This window comes from Paenibacillus sp. S33, from assembly GCF_053615415.1.
In genome coordinates this window covers 3622203-3637250 of sequence record NZ_JBSIEZ010000001.1, presented here as the reverse complement: position 1 = coordinate 3637250, position 15048 = coordinate 3622203, and the positions used below count along the sequence as shown (strand labels likewise).

General features: G+C 43.8%; 12 protein-coding genes. 11 read left to right on the top strand and 1 reads right to left on the bottom strand.

The annotated features are described in order from the left end of the window. Positions 1-118 precede the first annotated feature (118 nt). The 3 genes from typA to ACWGXJ_RS16520 all read left to right on the top strand — a co-directional run bounded on the left by typA (position 119) and on the right by ACWGXJ_RS16520 (position 4781). Positions 119-1960 carry a translational GTPase TypA gene (gene typA / locus ACWGXJ_RS16530; protein WP_061828529.1) on the top strand — a complete coding sequence of 614 codons (1842 nt, stop codon included), beginning with the start codon at positions 119-121 and terminating at the stop codon, positions 1958-1960. A gap of 125 nt (positions 1961-2085) precedes the next feature. Next, entirely contained in the window at positions 2086-3147 is a 1062-nt protein-coding gene (locus tag ACWGXJ_RS16525; RefSeq protein WP_235309373.1) for an LCP family protein, read from the top strand. 302 nt (positions 3148-3449) lie between these two features. Further along, positions 3450-4781, top strand: a complete 1332-nt coding sequence (locus ACWGXJ_RS16520; RefSeq protein ID WP_023989462.1) for a PhoH family protein — start codon at positions 3450-3452, stop codon at positions 4779-4781. 100 nt (positions 4782-4881) lie between these two features. Here the strand turns inward: ACWGXJ_RS16520 and ACWGXJ_RS16515 are convergent, their stop codons facing one another. Then, positions 4882-5967: a coiled-coil domain-containing protein gene (locus ACWGXJ_RS16515; protein ID WP_452567175.1), complete on the bottom strand. Its 1086-nt coding sequence runs from the start codon at positions 5965-5967 to the stop codon at positions 4882-4884. Between the two features lie 296 nt (positions 5968-6263). On the opposite strand from ACWGXJ_RS16515, the gene ACWGXJ_RS16510 reads away from it, so the two are divergent. The 8 genes from ACWGXJ_RS16510 (at position 6264) to bshC (ending at position 15041) form a co-directional block, all read left to right on the top strand. Beyond that, the gene (locus ACWGXJ_RS16510) at positions 6264-6914 is read left to right on the top strand and encodes an RsfA family transcriptional regulator (protein WP_165178391.1); all 651 of its coding nucleotides are present in this window, start codon (positions 6264-6266) and stop codon (positions 6912-6914) included. 126 nt (positions 6915-7040) lie between these two features. Continuing rightward, positions 7041-8000 carry a ketopantoate reductase family protein gene (locus ACWGXJ_RS16505; RefSeq protein ID WP_165178390.1) on the top strand — a complete coding sequence of 320 codons (960 nt, stop codon included), beginning with the start codon at positions 7041-7043 and terminating at the stop codon, positions 7998-8000. 4 nt (positions 8001-8004) lie between these two features. Beyond that, positions 8005-8394 (top strand): DUF3397 domain-containing protein, encoded by a 390-nt coding sequence (locus tag ACWGXJ_RS16500; RefSeq protein WP_452567174.1) that lies wholly within the window; start codon positions 8005-8007, stop codon positions 8392-8394. Positions 8395-8547: 153 nt separating this feature from the next. Then, positions 8548-10248, top strand: coding sequence for a peptide ABC transporter substrate-binding protein (locus tag ACWGXJ_RS16495; protein ID WP_322161228.1), 1701 nt, complete (start codon positions 8548-8550; stop codon positions 10246-10248). Positions 10249-10449: 201 nt separating this feature from the next. Next, positions 10450-11382 (top strand): ABC transporter permease, encoded by a 933-nt coding sequence (locus ACWGXJ_RS16490; RefSeq protein WP_254350279.1) that lies wholly within the window; start codon positions 10450-10452, stop codon positions 11380-11382. Between the two features lie 4 nt (positions 11383-11386). Further along, positions 11387-12337 carry an ABC transporter permease gene (locus ACWGXJ_RS16485; RefSeq protein ID WP_029517762.1) on the top strand — a complete coding sequence of 317 codons (951 nt, stop codon included), beginning with the start codon at positions 11387-11389 and terminating at the stop codon, positions 12335-12337. An 11-nt stretch (positions 12338-12348) separates the two neighbouring features. Next, positions 12349-13287 (top strand): ABC transporter ATP-binding protein, encoded by a 939-nt coding sequence (locus ACWGXJ_RS16480; protein WP_013311102.1) that lies wholly within the window; start codon positions 12349-12351, stop codon positions 13285-13287. Between the two features lie 122 nt (positions 13288-13409). Continuing rightward, complete coding sequence (gene bshC, locus ACWGXJ_RS16475; RefSeq protein WP_452567173.1) at positions 13410-15041, top strand: bacillithiol biosynthesis cysteine-adding enzyme BshC; 1632 nt, start codon at positions 13410-13412, stop codon at positions 15039-15041. Positions 15042-15048 lie beyond the last annotated feature (7 nt).

Below are 15048 nucleotides of genomic sequence, written 5' to 3'. Positions count from 1 at the left end.
TGAAACATATAGAAGGCTGGCAGGGAGTGGGCCTAAAGAACGATTGTTAGCCTTGAATCAGCACTGCTTCAGGATAGAGACACTATTTTGATATACGGAAAGGATATGGATACAAACCATGCATGCTAGAGAAAACATTCGCAATATTGCGATTATTGCCCACGTCGACCACGGAAAAACGACGCTTGTCGACAAGCTGCTTCAACAGTCCGGAACATTTAGAGAACACGAGGCTGTTCAGGAGCGCGCCATGGACTCCAACGATCTGGAGCGTGAACGCGGTATTACGATTTTGGCTAAAAATACAGCTATCACTTACAAAGATTATCTGATTAACATTGTAGATACACCGGGGCACGCCGACTTTGGTGGCGAAGTGGAACGGATTATGAAAATGGTTGACGGTGTTTTGCTCGTCGTTGATGCTTACGAAGGTTGCATGCCGCAAACGAAATTCGTACTGCGTAAAGCGTTGGAGCAAAATCTGACGCCAATCGTTGTAGTAAACAAAATTGACCGTCCGGCAGCTCGTCCGGCAGAAGTTATTGACGAAGTACTGGATCTGTTCATCGAGCTGGGTGCGAATGATGAGCAATTGGAATTCCCTGTTGTGTACGCTTCGGCGCTGAACGGAACATCCAGCATGGATGCTGAAAAGCAAGACGATAACATGCAAGCATTGTACGAAACAGTTGTAGAGCACATTCCGGCTCCAACTGAGAAAGTAGATGAGCCTCTTCAATTCCTCGTAACACTGATGGACTATAACGAATACCTTGGCCGAATTGCAGTAGGTCGTGTAAACCGCGGTATCATCAAGCAGGGGCAAGCAGTCACAGTTATGCAGCGTGATGGTAGCAGTAAATCAGCGCGTATTGAGAAACTGTTCGGCTTCCAAGGTCTCAAACGTATTGAAACTGACCAAGCGGGCGCTGGTGACATTGTGGCGATTGCGGGAATTAAAGATATCAACATTGGTGAAACCATTGCTGATCCAAATCATCCTGAAGCATTGCCTGTACTGAAGATTGATGAACCAACTCTGCAAATGACCTTCCTGGTTAACAACAGCCCATTCGCAGGTCGTGATGGTAAGTGGGTAACATCCCGTAAATTGCGTGAGCGTCTTCTGAAAGAACTCGAAACGGATGTCAGCTTACGTGTTGATGAAACAGATAGCCCGGACGCCTTTATTGTATCCGGACGTGGTGAGTTGCATCTGGGTATCCTGATTGAAAACATGCGTCGTGAAGGTTACGAACTGCAAGTGTCCAAACCGGAAGTTATCGTCAAGGAAATTGACGGTAAGAAAATGGAGCCAATCGAACGCCTCCTTATTGATATTCCGGAAGAAAGCATGGGCGCGGTAATGGAAAGTTTGGGCTCCCGTAAAGCCGAAATGGTTAACATGATTAATAACGGAACCGGACAGGTTCGCTTGGAATTCTTGATCCCTGCACGTGGTCTGATCGGCTACACTACAAACTTCCTGACTTTGACTCGTGGTTATGGCGTAATGAACCATGCGTTTGACAGCTATGGACCATTTGTTGGCGGTCAAGTAGGTGGACGTCATCAGGGTGTACTCGTGTCAACGGAAAACGGCAGCTCTACATTTTATGGTATGCTGGGCGTGGAAGACCGCGGTATTTTGTTCCTGGAGCCAGGTACTGAAATCTATGAGGGTATGATCGTTGGGGAGCACACACGTGATAACGACATTGTCGTTAACATTTGTAAAGAAAAACAACTGACAAACGTTCGTTCAGCAACAAAAGACGATACAGTTAAACTGAAAACACCTGTTATTTTCTCTTTGGAGCAGGCGCTCGAATATCTGAATGATGATGAGTATTGCGAAATTACACCTAACGCTATCCGTTTGCGTAAAAAGATCTTGAACAAAGGTGAACGCGAGCGTGCGGAGAAACAACGTAAAACAGCACAAGCAAATATGTAATTGATTGGATTGGTCTTTGGCCACAGCGGCGACGCCCGGGAACGGGATGCGCCGCTGTGTGTGTTTTAGGATTGTAAACTTGGAGAAAGCTATATTTCTCAAAACGCAGGAAAAGGTGTTGAAGCATGAGTAATCTTTCGAACGGATTGCCTCCCCGGACACAAAGCGGGAAAAAATCCGCCAAACCGAAAAAAACGAAAAAGAAAAAAAGCTTTTTCAGATCGTTTATGAAGTTTGTCTTGTTTCTGCTTATTATAGGTATTTTGGCAGCAGGTGGTTATACCTACTATCTTTACAATCAGGTAGAGGAAGTTTTGGATACGGGGATCAACAAGGAAGTACCCAAAACACAATTGGCAGAAGCTAAGCCTTTGACTATCTTATTGCTAGGAACCGATTACCGCCCTGATCATCCGACTTATTTGTCCGACGTTATTATGGTAGCTACATTGAACCCCAATACTAAATCGTCTACCATCGTGTCCTTACCGCGCGATACGCGTCTAGAAATGGATGGATATAAACCTCGCAAGTTGAATGAGTATTATCCGGTGTTTAAGGCTAGAGAGAAAGAATCTGGCGAAGTTGCTGAAGAACAAATGAAGAAGATGATTGGCAAATATTTAAACATTGATATTGATTATGTGACGGTTATTAACTTCCAGGGCTTTAGAGATGTAGTAGATAATTTGGGTGGCGTAGATGTGACGGTTGATAAAAACATGTGTTATCGTGACCGTGCAGATGGTACCGATATTAACCTGACAGTTGGAGCCAAGCATTTGAACGGTGATCAGGCTCTTGATTTTGTTCGCTACCGCAAATCGAATTGCCGTCCGAGAACAGCTGAATCTGACGATTTTGATCGTAATCGTCGACAAAATCAGGTGCTTCATTCCCTAATTGACCAAATGCAATCCTTTAACGCTTTGACCAAGTTTAGTGCAATTATTAAATCGGTTGATAAGAATATGATGACAGATATCGAGTCACAGCAAATGAAAAATATCGTACAAACCTATTGGAATATTTCCAAGCAAAATGTGAAATACAATCCGGTAGCAGGAACGTGGCGTAGCCCGTATGTGTACATTGATGAGCAACAGCTCGATTTGGCCAAGCAAGCGCTACAAGAGGAATTAGCTAAAAAAGCAAGCGACAATACCGCAGCTTCTTCCAATTCCTGAGTATGTATCTTTCTTCCCACTTATGTTATACTCGCAGCGAGTAAAGCTCTTATATAACATAAGGGGGTTGAGGTATGTCTAAAGTTATAGTGAACCAAGTCTAGGTCCAGTGAGCAATCACTGGGCCTTTTGTGTCTAATTTCAAAAATGGACAGGCTCAGAGGCTATCTTCACTTACAACTTTTCGTTGTTTTATGCTGCTTTGGGGTTCTTTTTTCAGGGAATCAGCAAGTATTAGGTACCCGGTGAATAGGTATAGGTATGAAACACGAGATTGTCCACGCCGCTTTGGAGGGGATTTAATGAAGAAAATTTTTGTGCTGGATACGAATGTGCTGCTGCATGATCCGAAAGCCATATTTACCTTCAAAGAACATGAAGTTGTTATTCCAGCTGTAGTTCTGGAAGAAATCGACTCCAAAAAACGCAACGCGGATGAGATTGGACGGAATGCCCGCAATGTATCGCGATTGTTGGACGGGTTGAGAGAAGTGGGTCATCTGCATAGTGGCGTTCCACTTCCCCAAGGTGGAAGGCTTAAGGTTGAGTTAAACCACCGAAGTTTTTTGAAAGTTCAGGAGATGTTCGGGGAGGTTTCGAACGATAACCGGATTTTGGCGGTTGCCTTAAATTATCATCTGGAAGAGCAGGAGCAGCCTGAACCACGTTCGGTCGTTTTGGTCAGTAAAGATGTGCTGGTCAGGATCAAGGCAGATGTATTGGGACTGCTGACCGAAGACTACCTATCCGATAGAACAGGCGATCTAAGTGAGCTATATCCCGGATACTCGGCAATACAGGTGCACCCGTCCATCATAGATGAATTTTACTCTAACCGTTTTTTACCAATCAAGCCACTGGAACTACCTTATACGCTGTATCCACATGAATTTGTCATTCTGAAAGATGAAATGGGAACTGGAAAATCAGCTTTGCTGAAAGTAAATCAGGAGGCAGAGCGATTAGAGCCGCTGTACTTAAGTAACGAATCGGTATGGGGAATCAGCGCGCGTAATGCTCAACAGCGGATGGCATTGGAGCTTTTGCTTAATGACGATATCCCCCTCGTGACCATTACAGGAAAAGCGGGTACGGGCAAAACGCTGCTGGCGCTGGCGGCAGGTTTGCTTAAGGTAGAGGATGAACATCGCTTCAAGAAACTGCTGATTGCTCGGCCTGTTGTTCCTATGGGTAAGGATATTGGTTATTTACCGGGAGAAAAGGATGAAAAACTTCGCCCGTGGATGCAACCAATCTACGACAATCTAGAGTATCTGTTTGATGCCAAAAAATCAGGTGATATCGACAAAATTTTGATGGGCTTGGGCAGTATTCAGGTGGAGGCACTTACTTATATTCGCGGGCGTTCGATACCTGGGCAATTTATTATAGTCGATGAGGCGCAAAACTTATCCCGACATGAGATCAAAACGATTGTGTCCCGGGTGGGTGAGGGAAGCAAGATTATTTTGATGGGAGACCCGGAGCAGATTGATCACCCTTATCTGGATGCAGCCAGTAACGGTCTAACCTATGTGGTGGAGCGGTTTAAGCAAGAAGGGATTAGTGGGCATATCATGTTGGAAAAAGGAGAACGCTCCAAGCTTGCGCAGTTGGCAGCCGATCTGCTATAAAATCCCTATCGTTATGACAATAATAAAGACCTCGGGAATATCCCGGGGTCTCTTGTTTTGTACACGTAAAAATTCAGAACAATGAACGGTGAGCAAAAGTCTACTTAAAGTTTAATTCGAGCTTAACTTCAAGCATTCCTGCTAAAGTGCGTACTTCTGTGGCTTTGACATAGGAAATAAGCTGCTGTGGGTAGAAACCTAGATCAAAATCTTTTTCCAGCTTGTTGCGGGTCGTATCAGGTAGTTCCAGACCATTAAATACCAATCGATCTACATGAAATAAAATTGCATTTTTCGGTTCATTTTCTACCGTGTAGTGACCTTCTACTCTTAATTTCATCGTTCCCTGCTGACCTTCTACCATAATTCGATCCTGTGCAAATGTAAAGTTGAAGTGATTAAACAATTCATTTTCTGACTTTAAAAAACGGTTAAAGTCCTCTTCGCGAATGCTTATCGTAATCACTTTTCCATTTGTAACCATGGCACCTTGTTGTTGTTGAATGAATTGCGGTAAATCCTGCATAGCTTGAGCTAATGCTTTAAAGTGCTTATTTACCTCGTAGACACCTACATTCTCCCAATAAGCTGTCATTTCGCCAATAAGCTTGCGTAGGGTATCCGGGTCATTACTGGCGTTAACGCCGTCATTTACACGCGACTGAAGCAGGATAATGCGTTTACGTTGTGCCAGTAAGTTTGTTCTGACTGTCTCTAATTCCATTGAGGCTTGGGTGACTTGTTGTTCTGTTTTTCGCATAGATTGATAATTGGATTCGTATTCTTGAAGCACATCCTGATCGTGACTAATCAATAATAAGTAGTAATCGTACAGAGAGAGAAGCTGCCTTATACTTTTCGCCCCTAGCACTACACTCAACAGCTTGTCCCTTTCTCCCATATAATACGATCGCAGCACAGAACCTGCACGCTTCCGTTGTACGGTCATTTGCTCTTGCTGAACGGTGAGATTACTTCGCAATTCCCGCTGACGCTGCAAAAGAGTCTGCTGCTCTTGACTGATTCGCTCAATTTCATGGTCTATCTCTACAATCGACAGGCTATCTTGTAAAATCTGATTTTCTTCATGAGAGGGAGCGGCCAGAGTAGGACGTACATATATGAAAGTTAGCATCATGATAGTGGTCAGCAGGGTGCTGATTGTGATTTTTATTCGTTTGTTCATTTGGTTTCCCCTTTTATGTATTCCCGAAAAAACTAATGGTAATGTATATGATCCTTTCTGTTTCTTTAACCATTCATTTTATTGTACAGCAGTCTGAGCATGCTTGAAACCCGAAACTGTTTACGTTCACGTATGAGTTCTTGCAGAAATGGAAATACAATTTAGTATCAAATAGATTCTATGAACTCTACGAGAGGCATAGGAATGAATAAACAGCTTTTATACCCTATTCAAATACCGGCAAGATCGGTTCATGAAGACGGTTATTTCAGGATGTTGTTAGGAGGGCTAGAGGCATGACTGCAATAAGACAAGATGCATGGAGTGTGGAAGATGACTTGATATTGGCGGAGGTGACATTGCGGCATATCCGTGAAGGTGGGACGCAGCTCGCTGCGTTTGAGGAGGTTGGACAAAAAATCGGAAGAACCTCTGCAGCATGCGGCTTTCGTTGGAACAGCTGCGTGCGCAAACGTTATGATGAAGCGATTAGCATTGCCAAAGCACAGCGCCAGAAGCGCAGTTATATCCGTAAGCAGAACCCGGTAGGTGTATCACAGGTTGCGGCTTTTGCCTCGCTTGATGCAGTCGAAGGTGGGTACAGAACGGATGGTACGAGTGAGGATACGTTATCTATTGATGCAGTAATTCGCTTCTTGCGTCAATGGAAGGGATCCGTCCAGGAAACGAATCGGCAGATTAAGATGCTGGAGAAAGATTTACGGGAAAAGGAAGAAGAATTGAATCAGCTTCGCTCCATTAATGACCGGCTGTCCAAAGAAGTGAATGAGGTGCAAACCGACTATCGTGTTGTGAATGATGATTATAAAGCTCTGATTCAGATTATGGACCGGGCTCGGCGCTTGGCTTTAATCACTGATGATGAGGAAGAGCTTAAATCCAGATTCAAAATGGACGCCAATGGGAATCTGGAGCGCATTGAGTAACAAGATTACTTTTGCAATATTGAAATAAAACGTCAACTAGCGCTTTGCTGTAGTTGACGTTTTTTGTATTTCTCTAGAGTGCATATGATATAGTAGAAAAAAAGATGGAAGCGAGACGATACAAAGGTGATTGATATTATTGGAGCGGGTTCGCTGGGTTTGTTGTTTGCCGGGAGGTTGTCTGCCTCAGGTACAAAAGTAAGGCTGTGGACGCGTACACTTGAGCAGGCACGCATCATTGCTCGTGAAGGGATTACTGTGTTTGATAAGGAGGGACAGACGGCAGTACATGTGTCCGGGAATAAATTGAAGGTAGCGCCATTGGCAGATTGGCAACTGTTAAATTCACAGGCTCCGGCACGATGGATAATGCTTATGACCAAACAGGGGGCGATTGAAGAAGTATTAGAACAGATCCAGCCTGCAGCTCAAATGGATAGAGATACAGGAATTGTTTGCTTCCAGAATGGAATCGGCCATATAGAACGCATTAGAAAGGCTTGGCCTAAGGCTGTAGTATACCCTGCTGTGACGACTGAAGGAGCCAAGAGGCAGGGAGTAGCATCTATTGTACATGCAGGATCGGGTGTTACTGAAATAGGATGTTCGGAGGAAGAGGAGGAGTCGAAGAACAATAATTTTAATCAATGTGTGCTAAATCGGCTGGTTGCAGCAGGATTTGACGCTTGCTTGTCGAAAGAAATCGAGAACGGTATGTATCGCAAGTTGTTGATCAATGCTGTGATCAATCCGCTGACGGCGTTATGGCGAGTTCGTAATGGCGAGCTGCTTTCGGACCCTATTCGAATACATATGATGCGCAGGCTGTACGATGAAGGCATTCAAGTGTATGAAGCTCATGGTATCCACTGGGAAAACGCATGGTGGGAGCAAATTATGAATGTATGCCGGGCAACGGCAGAGAATCACTCGTCCATGCTAGCTGATGTACTTGCACAGTCCATGACGGAAGTTGCTTCGATTAACGGACAACTGGTGCAGATGGCAGATCGGGCTGGAGTTACTGCACCAACTCATGAGTTATTGTGGCAATTAATTGAAGGCATGCGGCTAAAAGAGGGGTGATCAGTTGAGTCTTATACAAGGTACTATTATCACTTTCAGTATTCTTCCCTTTTTTCCGTTTTTGATCGTGTTTGCGGTTTGTCGCTACATTCTTAAAATGGAAAAAAAGAAATCGTTACTTACTTCTATGGATATTACCACGTTTTTTCTGATATTTTCCGTCGCAGCACTCTTTAACGTCATTTTTACATCTCGATTCGGTTTTTATTTGATTCTACTGATCCTATTACTGGCTTTGGGTTTAATTGGAGGAGCTCAAAATCGAATAAAAGGGAAGGTTGATGGTAAAAGATTATGTAGAGCGGTCTGGAGATTAACTTTTATGGCGATGACATTGGCGTATATTTTGTTGACTGTAGTTGGTATATTTAAGAATATATTCAACGCCATGTGATATAAGGTGACATGAAAAGGTGAAAAAATATGAATTAATCATGTTTTTTTGAAAAAAAAGCTCAATTTGAAGAAATGTAATGTAGATTTTTTTGACCGCTGGTTGTATAATCTATAAACATATACCACTTTAGAACTAGGGGGAAAACGCTAGATGAAAAGGAAAAGCTTTTTAGTCCTTTTGACACTCATTCTTGCAGTTGGCGCACTGCTCGCAGGTTGCGGCGGCAAGAACGATACCAATGGTAAGGGCGCACAAGAAAACACCTCGACTACGCCGGCTGCGGCCGACAAGCAAATTTTGCGCATTAACCTTGCATCCGAGCCGCCAACGTTCGATCCGGCACAGGCTCAAGATACTCAAGCAAACACTGTTTTAAAAACAATGTATGAAGGTCTTGTTCGCATGGGCCCTGATGGTAAAGAAATTCCTGGCGTAGCTGAATCTTGGAAAATTTCCGATGACGGCAAAACCTATACGTTCAAGCTTCGCGATACTGCAAAATGGAGTAATGGCGACCCAGTCAAAGCAAGCGACTTCGTATTTGCTTGGCAACGGGTATTGGATCCTTCCACGGCTCCTGCACCTCCATATGCTTACCAATTGTACTATATCAAAAATGCTGAGGGTTACAACCTGAGCACTTCCAAATCTTTTAAAGGTACTAAAGTTACGGACTTCAAAGATGTAGGTGTCAAAGCAGTTGACGACCATACATTGCAGGTAGAACTGGAACATGCAACACCTTACTTCCTGGGATTGACTTCTTTCTACACCTATTACCCGGTGCATCCGTCTGTTCAAGGAAATGATAAATGGGCGACTAAAAAAGAAAGCATGATCACTAACGGGCCTTTCACATTGTCGACTTGGGAGACAGGTCAAAAGATCGAGGTTTCCAAAAGCGAGAATTATTGGGGTAAGGACGAAATTAAACTGAAGAAAATTACAATGTCCCTTGTAAACAGCGGTGCAACAGAACTCGCTTCTTACAGAAGTGGACAACTTGATTATGCAGGTAAACCTAATGGCGAAATTCCTGCAGACCAAATGATGGCTGTGAAAAATGAAATGCCTAACGAATTCCAGGCTAAAGGTATAGCAAGCACCTATTACTATTTGTTTAACGTCACCGAAAAACCGTTCAATAATCTTAAAATTCGTAAAGCATTTGCAATGTCGATTCAACGTCAGCCGATTGTTGATAGAGTAACGATGGGTGGAGAAATCCCTGCTTACGGCTTTGTACCTCCGGGTATTAAAGGTTTATCTCAGGAATACCGTAATGAACATAAAGATGATTATTTCAAAGAAGATGTAGCTGAAGCGAAGAAATTGCTTCAAGAAGGTATGAAGGAAGAAGGAGTAACTTCACTCCCTCCAATCACTCTACTCTACAATTCTACTGAAGGACACCAAAAAATTGCTTTGGCAGTTGCAGATATGTGGAAGAAAAGCCTGGGAATCGACGTGAAAACGCAAAACCAGGAGTGGGGCGTATTTATCCAAACACGTAACAAGTTGAATTTCCAAATTGCACGTGGTGGATGGTCTGCTGACTTTAATGATCCGATGACTTTCCTGGATATCTGGACAACTGGTAATGGCAACAATAATTCTGGATATTCTAATCCTGAATATGATGGTTTGATTAAAGCGGCTAAAACAGAAACTGATCCAGGAAAACGCATGGAAATATTTGCGAAAGCAGAGAAGCTTCTTGTTCAGGATGATATGGTTTTACTGCCGATTTATTACTACTCTAATACTTCTTTGACGAAACCAAATGTAAAAGGCGTTGCCTTGGATTTTAGTGGTGCAATTGATTTTACAAGAGCTTATATAACACAGTAAGTAGCTGATACTTGATTCTGAAGTTGAGGAGTTACTTCGGGATATATATGTGGGTACTGCCATATATATCCCGTTTTTTTTGTGTGTGAGGGTTCTTCTTAAAATGATTAAATTAACCATGCATATAAGTAGATTGGACAACCCAACTCTATTTCTATAGAATCGAATGGTGTCGAAAAATATGGGAGGTGTAAACGGGCGATGGCGCGTTATTTGATCAGTAAATTTATATTTATGCTTATTTCTTTGCTCATTCTGATCTCTGCGACGTTCTTTCTGATGAAGGCAATTCCAGGTAACCCTTTCATGAGCGAAAGAGCGACGTCTCCTGAGATTCAAGCCCGATTAATGGAACAGTATGGGTTGGATAAGCCTGTATATGTACAATATTTTAAATACTTAGGTGATATTGTTACGGGTGATTTTGGTATTTCTATGAAAAAATTGAATCAAAGTGTGAGCGACATTATTGGACAGACCTTCATGGTATCACTAAAATTAGGTCTGGTCGCAATTATTGTTTCCATTATTGTCGGTATTTTACTAGGTATGCTGGCGGCTTTATACCATCGTAGACTCATTGATACCGTAGCGATGATATTGGCAATTCTGGGTATTGCGGTTCCCAGCTTCGTTCTGGCATCATTAATTCAGTTCTTTTTTGCCCAAAAGTTGGAATTGTTTAATGTTATGGGCTTCGAGGGCCCAATGGACTACGTTCTGCCTGTGGCGGCTTTGTCCGCTCAACCAATTGCATTTATTGCACGATTGACGCGTTCCAGTATGATAGAAGTACTGCATGCAGATTATATCAAAACGGCCAAAGCTAAAGGCTTGAAATCCATTACGATCATGTTCAAACACGTTGTGCGGAATGCTATTTTGCCAGTTGTTACCTACGTAGGTCCAATGACAGCGAATATTATTACCGGATCTGTGGTTATTGAACGGATTTTCGGGATTGGCGGTATTGGTAAAGTGTTTGTGGAAAGTATCACAAGCCGTGATTACACCATGATTATGGGCATAACGATTTTTTACGGTGTTTTGCTTATGTTAGCGCGTTTTATTACAGATGTCGCGTATGGGTTTATTGATCCTCGGATTAAGCTGTCCGGCGGGAAGGAGGGGTAACTTTATGTCTGTGAAAGACAATGCTGTGAATTTGGATAAACTTCAGGTAAAACCGGAAGATTTCCAAAAAATAGGGGTCGATGAAAAGCAGTCTGAAGTTATTCAGCGAGAAAGCTTATCTGCTTGGCGCGATGCCTGGGAACGACTTCGTAAAAACAAGGTTGCAATGACTAGCTTGATTGTTTTAGTTCTGATTGTGCTTTTTTCTTTAATCGGTCCGATATTGTCACCCTATAATTATTACTCTAATGATTTACTGAGCACGAATCTGCCACCTTCTGCGGAGCATTGGTTCGGTACGGATGATCTTGGACGTGATATGTTTGTCCGTACATGGATGGGAGCACGGATTTCCTTGACGATAGGCCTGGCTGCAGCTTTGATTGATTTGCTGATTGGTGTTATTTATGGTGGAATTATGGGTTACTTTGGTGGCCGCGTTGATGAAATCATGAATAAATTTTCTGAAATCTTGTACTCCATTCCTTACTTGCTTGTTACGATCCTGTTGCTGGTTGTACTGGAGCCAAGTATCACTACAATTATTATTGCGCTCTGTGTAACGGGGTGGATTAACATGTCGTGGATTGTACGTGGTGAAATGATGCAACTCAAAAACAGAGAGTTTGTACTTGCTTCCCGTTCCATGGGTGCTGGAGCAGGTCGTTTGCTTTTCCGCCACCTCTTGCCTAATGCAGTAGGTCCGATCATCGTTACATTGACATTGAGCGTTCCGACCGCTATTTTTTCCGAAGCTTTCCTGAGCTTCCTCGGTTTAGGGGTACCGAATCCGGAGGCATCGCTTGGTTCAATGATTGAATCAGCTCTGACCGGGTGGATGTATTACCCGTGGCGGATGCTTTTCCCAGCAGGTTTGATCAGTTTGATTATGCTTGCGTTCAACCTTTTTGGCGACGGCTTGCGTGATGCGCTTGATCCGAAGTTGAAGAAATAGGAGGTGAGATCATGGTGAGTAGCAACAATTTAATTGAGGTTGAAGGTCTTAAAAAGTATTTTAATGTTGGCAAAAACCGTGTGCTCAAAGCGGTGGACAACCTGAATTTCTATATTCGCGAGGGTGAAACGCTGGGTATGGTTGGCGAATCCGGCTGTGGTAAGTCTACAGCGGGTCGTACGATTTTGCGCTTGTATGAGCCTACAGCAGGTAGCGTACGTTTTAACGGTACGGATATTTACAAATTATCACCAAGTAAAATGAAAGCAATGCGCCGTGATATGCAGATGATCTTTCAAGATCCGTATGCATCATTGAACCCGCGTTTTACCGTTTCTGATATTATTGGTGAGGCACTGGATATTCACAATATGGCGGGTAGCCGTGCAGAACGTAAGAAACGGATTGAGGAGTTACTTGATCTGGTTGGTTTGAACCCTGACCATGCAACACGCTATCCGCATGAGTTTTCTGGTGGTCAACGTCAACGGATCGGTATTGCACGTGCACTGGCTGTTAATCCTAAATTCATCATTTGTGATGAGCCGATTTCAGCTCTTGACGTATCTATTCAGGCTCAGGTTGTCAACCTGTTAAAAGAGCTTCAAGAACGTTTGGGTCTGACATACCTGTTTATTGCGCATGATCTGTCGATGGTCAAGCACATCAGTGATCGGGTAGCTGTAATGTATATGGGTAGAATGGTTGAGCTTGCAGAAAGTGCTGAGTTGTATGCAAATCCGATCCATCCTTATACGAAAATGCTTTTGTCGGCGATCCCACTTCCTGATCCAGAAGTAGAAGCCAACAAAAAACGGATTATTATGCCAGGCGACCAAGCAGGCCCGATTCATGATGCATCTGGCAGTAAGACAGGGGCTTATAACCTGGAAAATGCCACGCTCATCGAAGTGTCTAAAGGACATTTTGTAGCTGAGCCTTACGCCTGATCTTGTTTTATGCACCAACCGCCGAGTTATTCGGCGGTTTTTTTTGTAGGAAGCTTTGACGTGGACATGGGCTTTCGGTACAATCAAGCAGTAAGGTTTTGGTGGAGACAGGAGGCAGACCCATGAAAATAATTCCGGAAACGCTTCGCGGAGGGTCGGCTTTGGCAGAAGATTATATACAGGGTACAGGACGCGCAAGCGACTTGTATGAATATAATGTGCTGCACGCCGATGCTTATGCCCAACGGGCGAAGTGGCTGGATAAGACGGAGCATCTGCGATTAAACCGTAAGGATGTCGTAGCATGTCTTCGTATATACAATGAGAAATACAATTCGTATGAGGCGGTTCGTGCTTCATTGGACCGTCTGGAAAGTCCAGATGCCTTAGTAGTAGCTGGCGGGCAGCAAAGCGGACTGTTCACAGGTCCGATGCTGGTCATTTACAAAGCTGCTACCCTAATTAAGGCGGCGAGAGAAGCTGAGGAACGTCTTGGACGTCCGGTTATTCCCATCTTCTGGATTGCTGGCGAAGATCATGACTGGGACGAGGTCAATCATACATACGTAATGGCAAATGACCCACAAGCCGTCAAAATCAAGCTGAATAAGCAACCTGAACGCCGTTCTTCGGTTAGTGCCATTAAAGTTGACGCTTTTGAATGGAAGCAAGCGATAGCGGATATAGAGCAAAGCTTGCCAGATTCAGAACATAAGGCTGATATAATGCGCATGATTGAGAACGGGATAACGGATTCATATGGACTGAGTGAAGCCTTTGCCAAGTTGCTGGGCCTTTTGTTCGGCACCTATGGATTAGTACTCTTGGATTCAGCAGATCCTTCGCTACGCAAGCTGGAAGCATCCGTTTTTAAGCGGCTGGTTCAGCACAATGATGAGTTGGAGCAGGCTTATCGGACGGCTGCCACACGGATCGTAGATTATGGATATCATTTACAAGCCGATGTGCATGAAGGTGGCGCGAATCTCTTTTATATCCATGAAGATGAACGCTTGCTGCTTTTCAAAAAAGCTGGACTATTCGCGGATCGACACGGTCTGGTGGCGTTTACTGTGGATGAACTGCTTGAAGAGACAGATAGACATCCCGAACGTTTTAGTAACAATGTGCTAACTCGTCCTCTAATGCAGGATTCACTGTTTCCGGTGCTGGCATCTGTGCTGGGTCTAGGAGAGATTGCTTACTGGGCGATTACACGGGATGCTTTCGGGGTGTTGGATATGCAGATGCCGATACTGCTGCCACGAATGTCTTTTACGTTGGTAGAGCCAGGTGTGGAGAAGCATATGCTTAAGTATGAATTAAGTTTTGGTGAAGTTAGAGACGGACTTGAGAAACGGAAAAAGCAATGGATTGCCACTCAAGATCAGCTTGGAATGCAGGATCAGTTTTCCGGGGCTAAGGAAGCTTTTGTCCGCATGTACGAACCACTTGTGCAGCAGACAGGTTTGATTGAAAAAGGTTTGCTACGGCTCGGAGAAACCAACCGCGAGAAGATTCTGGCACAGATCGCCTATCTGGAGGCAAAAGTTCAGGAAGCGTTGCTTCGGCAAAATGAAACAGCACTTCGCCAGTGGGATCGTATTGAATGGTCGCTTTTTCCATTTGGACAGCCGCAGGAGCGGGCGTATACGATCTATCATTTTCTAAACCGTCATGGTCTCAGCTTGATTGATACGATTATGAATGTACCATTGGATCTGACGGGTACGCATCGTGTTATTTATGTATGATTGTTAT

Bases quoted from the DNA above. Each gene is read 5' to 3' on its own strand.
- typA (WP_061828529.1), top strand. From the start codon at position 119: ATGCATGCTAGAGAAAACATTCGCAATATTGCGATTATTGCCCACGTC.
- ACWGXJ_RS16525 (WP_235309373.1), top strand. From the start codon at position 2,086: ATGAGTAATCTTTCGAACGGATTGCCTCCCCGGACACAAAGCGGGAAA.
- ACWGXJ_RS16520 (WP_023989462.1), top strand. From the start codon at position 3,450: ATGAAGAAAATTTTTGTGCTGGATACGAATGTGCTGCTGCATGATCCG.
- ACWGXJ_RS16515 (WP_452567175.1), bottom strand. From the start codon at position 5,967: ATGAACAAACGAATAAAAATCACAATCAGCACCCTGCTGACCACTATC.
- ACWGXJ_RS16510 (WP_165178391.1), top strand. From the start codon at position 6,264: ATGACTGCAATAAGACAAGATGCATGGAGTGTGGAAGATGACTTGATA.
- ACWGXJ_RS16495 (WP_322161228.1), top strand. From the start codon at position 8,548: ATGAAAAGGAAAAGCTTTTTAGTCCTTTTGACACTCATTCTTGCAGTT.
- ACWGXJ_RS16490 (WP_254350279.1), top strand. From the start codon at position 10,450: ATGGCGCGTTATTTGATCAGTAAATTTATATTTATGCTTATTTCTTTG.
- ACWGXJ_RS16485 (WP_029517762.1), top strand. From the start codon at position 11,387: ATGTCTGTGAAAGACAATGCTGTGAATTTGGATAAACTTCAGGTAAAA.
- ACWGXJ_RS16480 (WP_013311102.1), top strand. From the start codon at position 12,349: ATGGTGAGTAGCAACAATTTAATTGAGGTTGAAGGTCTTAAAAAGTAT.
- bshC (WP_452567173.1), top strand. From the start codon at position 13,410: ATGAAAATAATTCCGGAAACGCTTCGCGGAGGGTCGGCTTTGGCAGAA.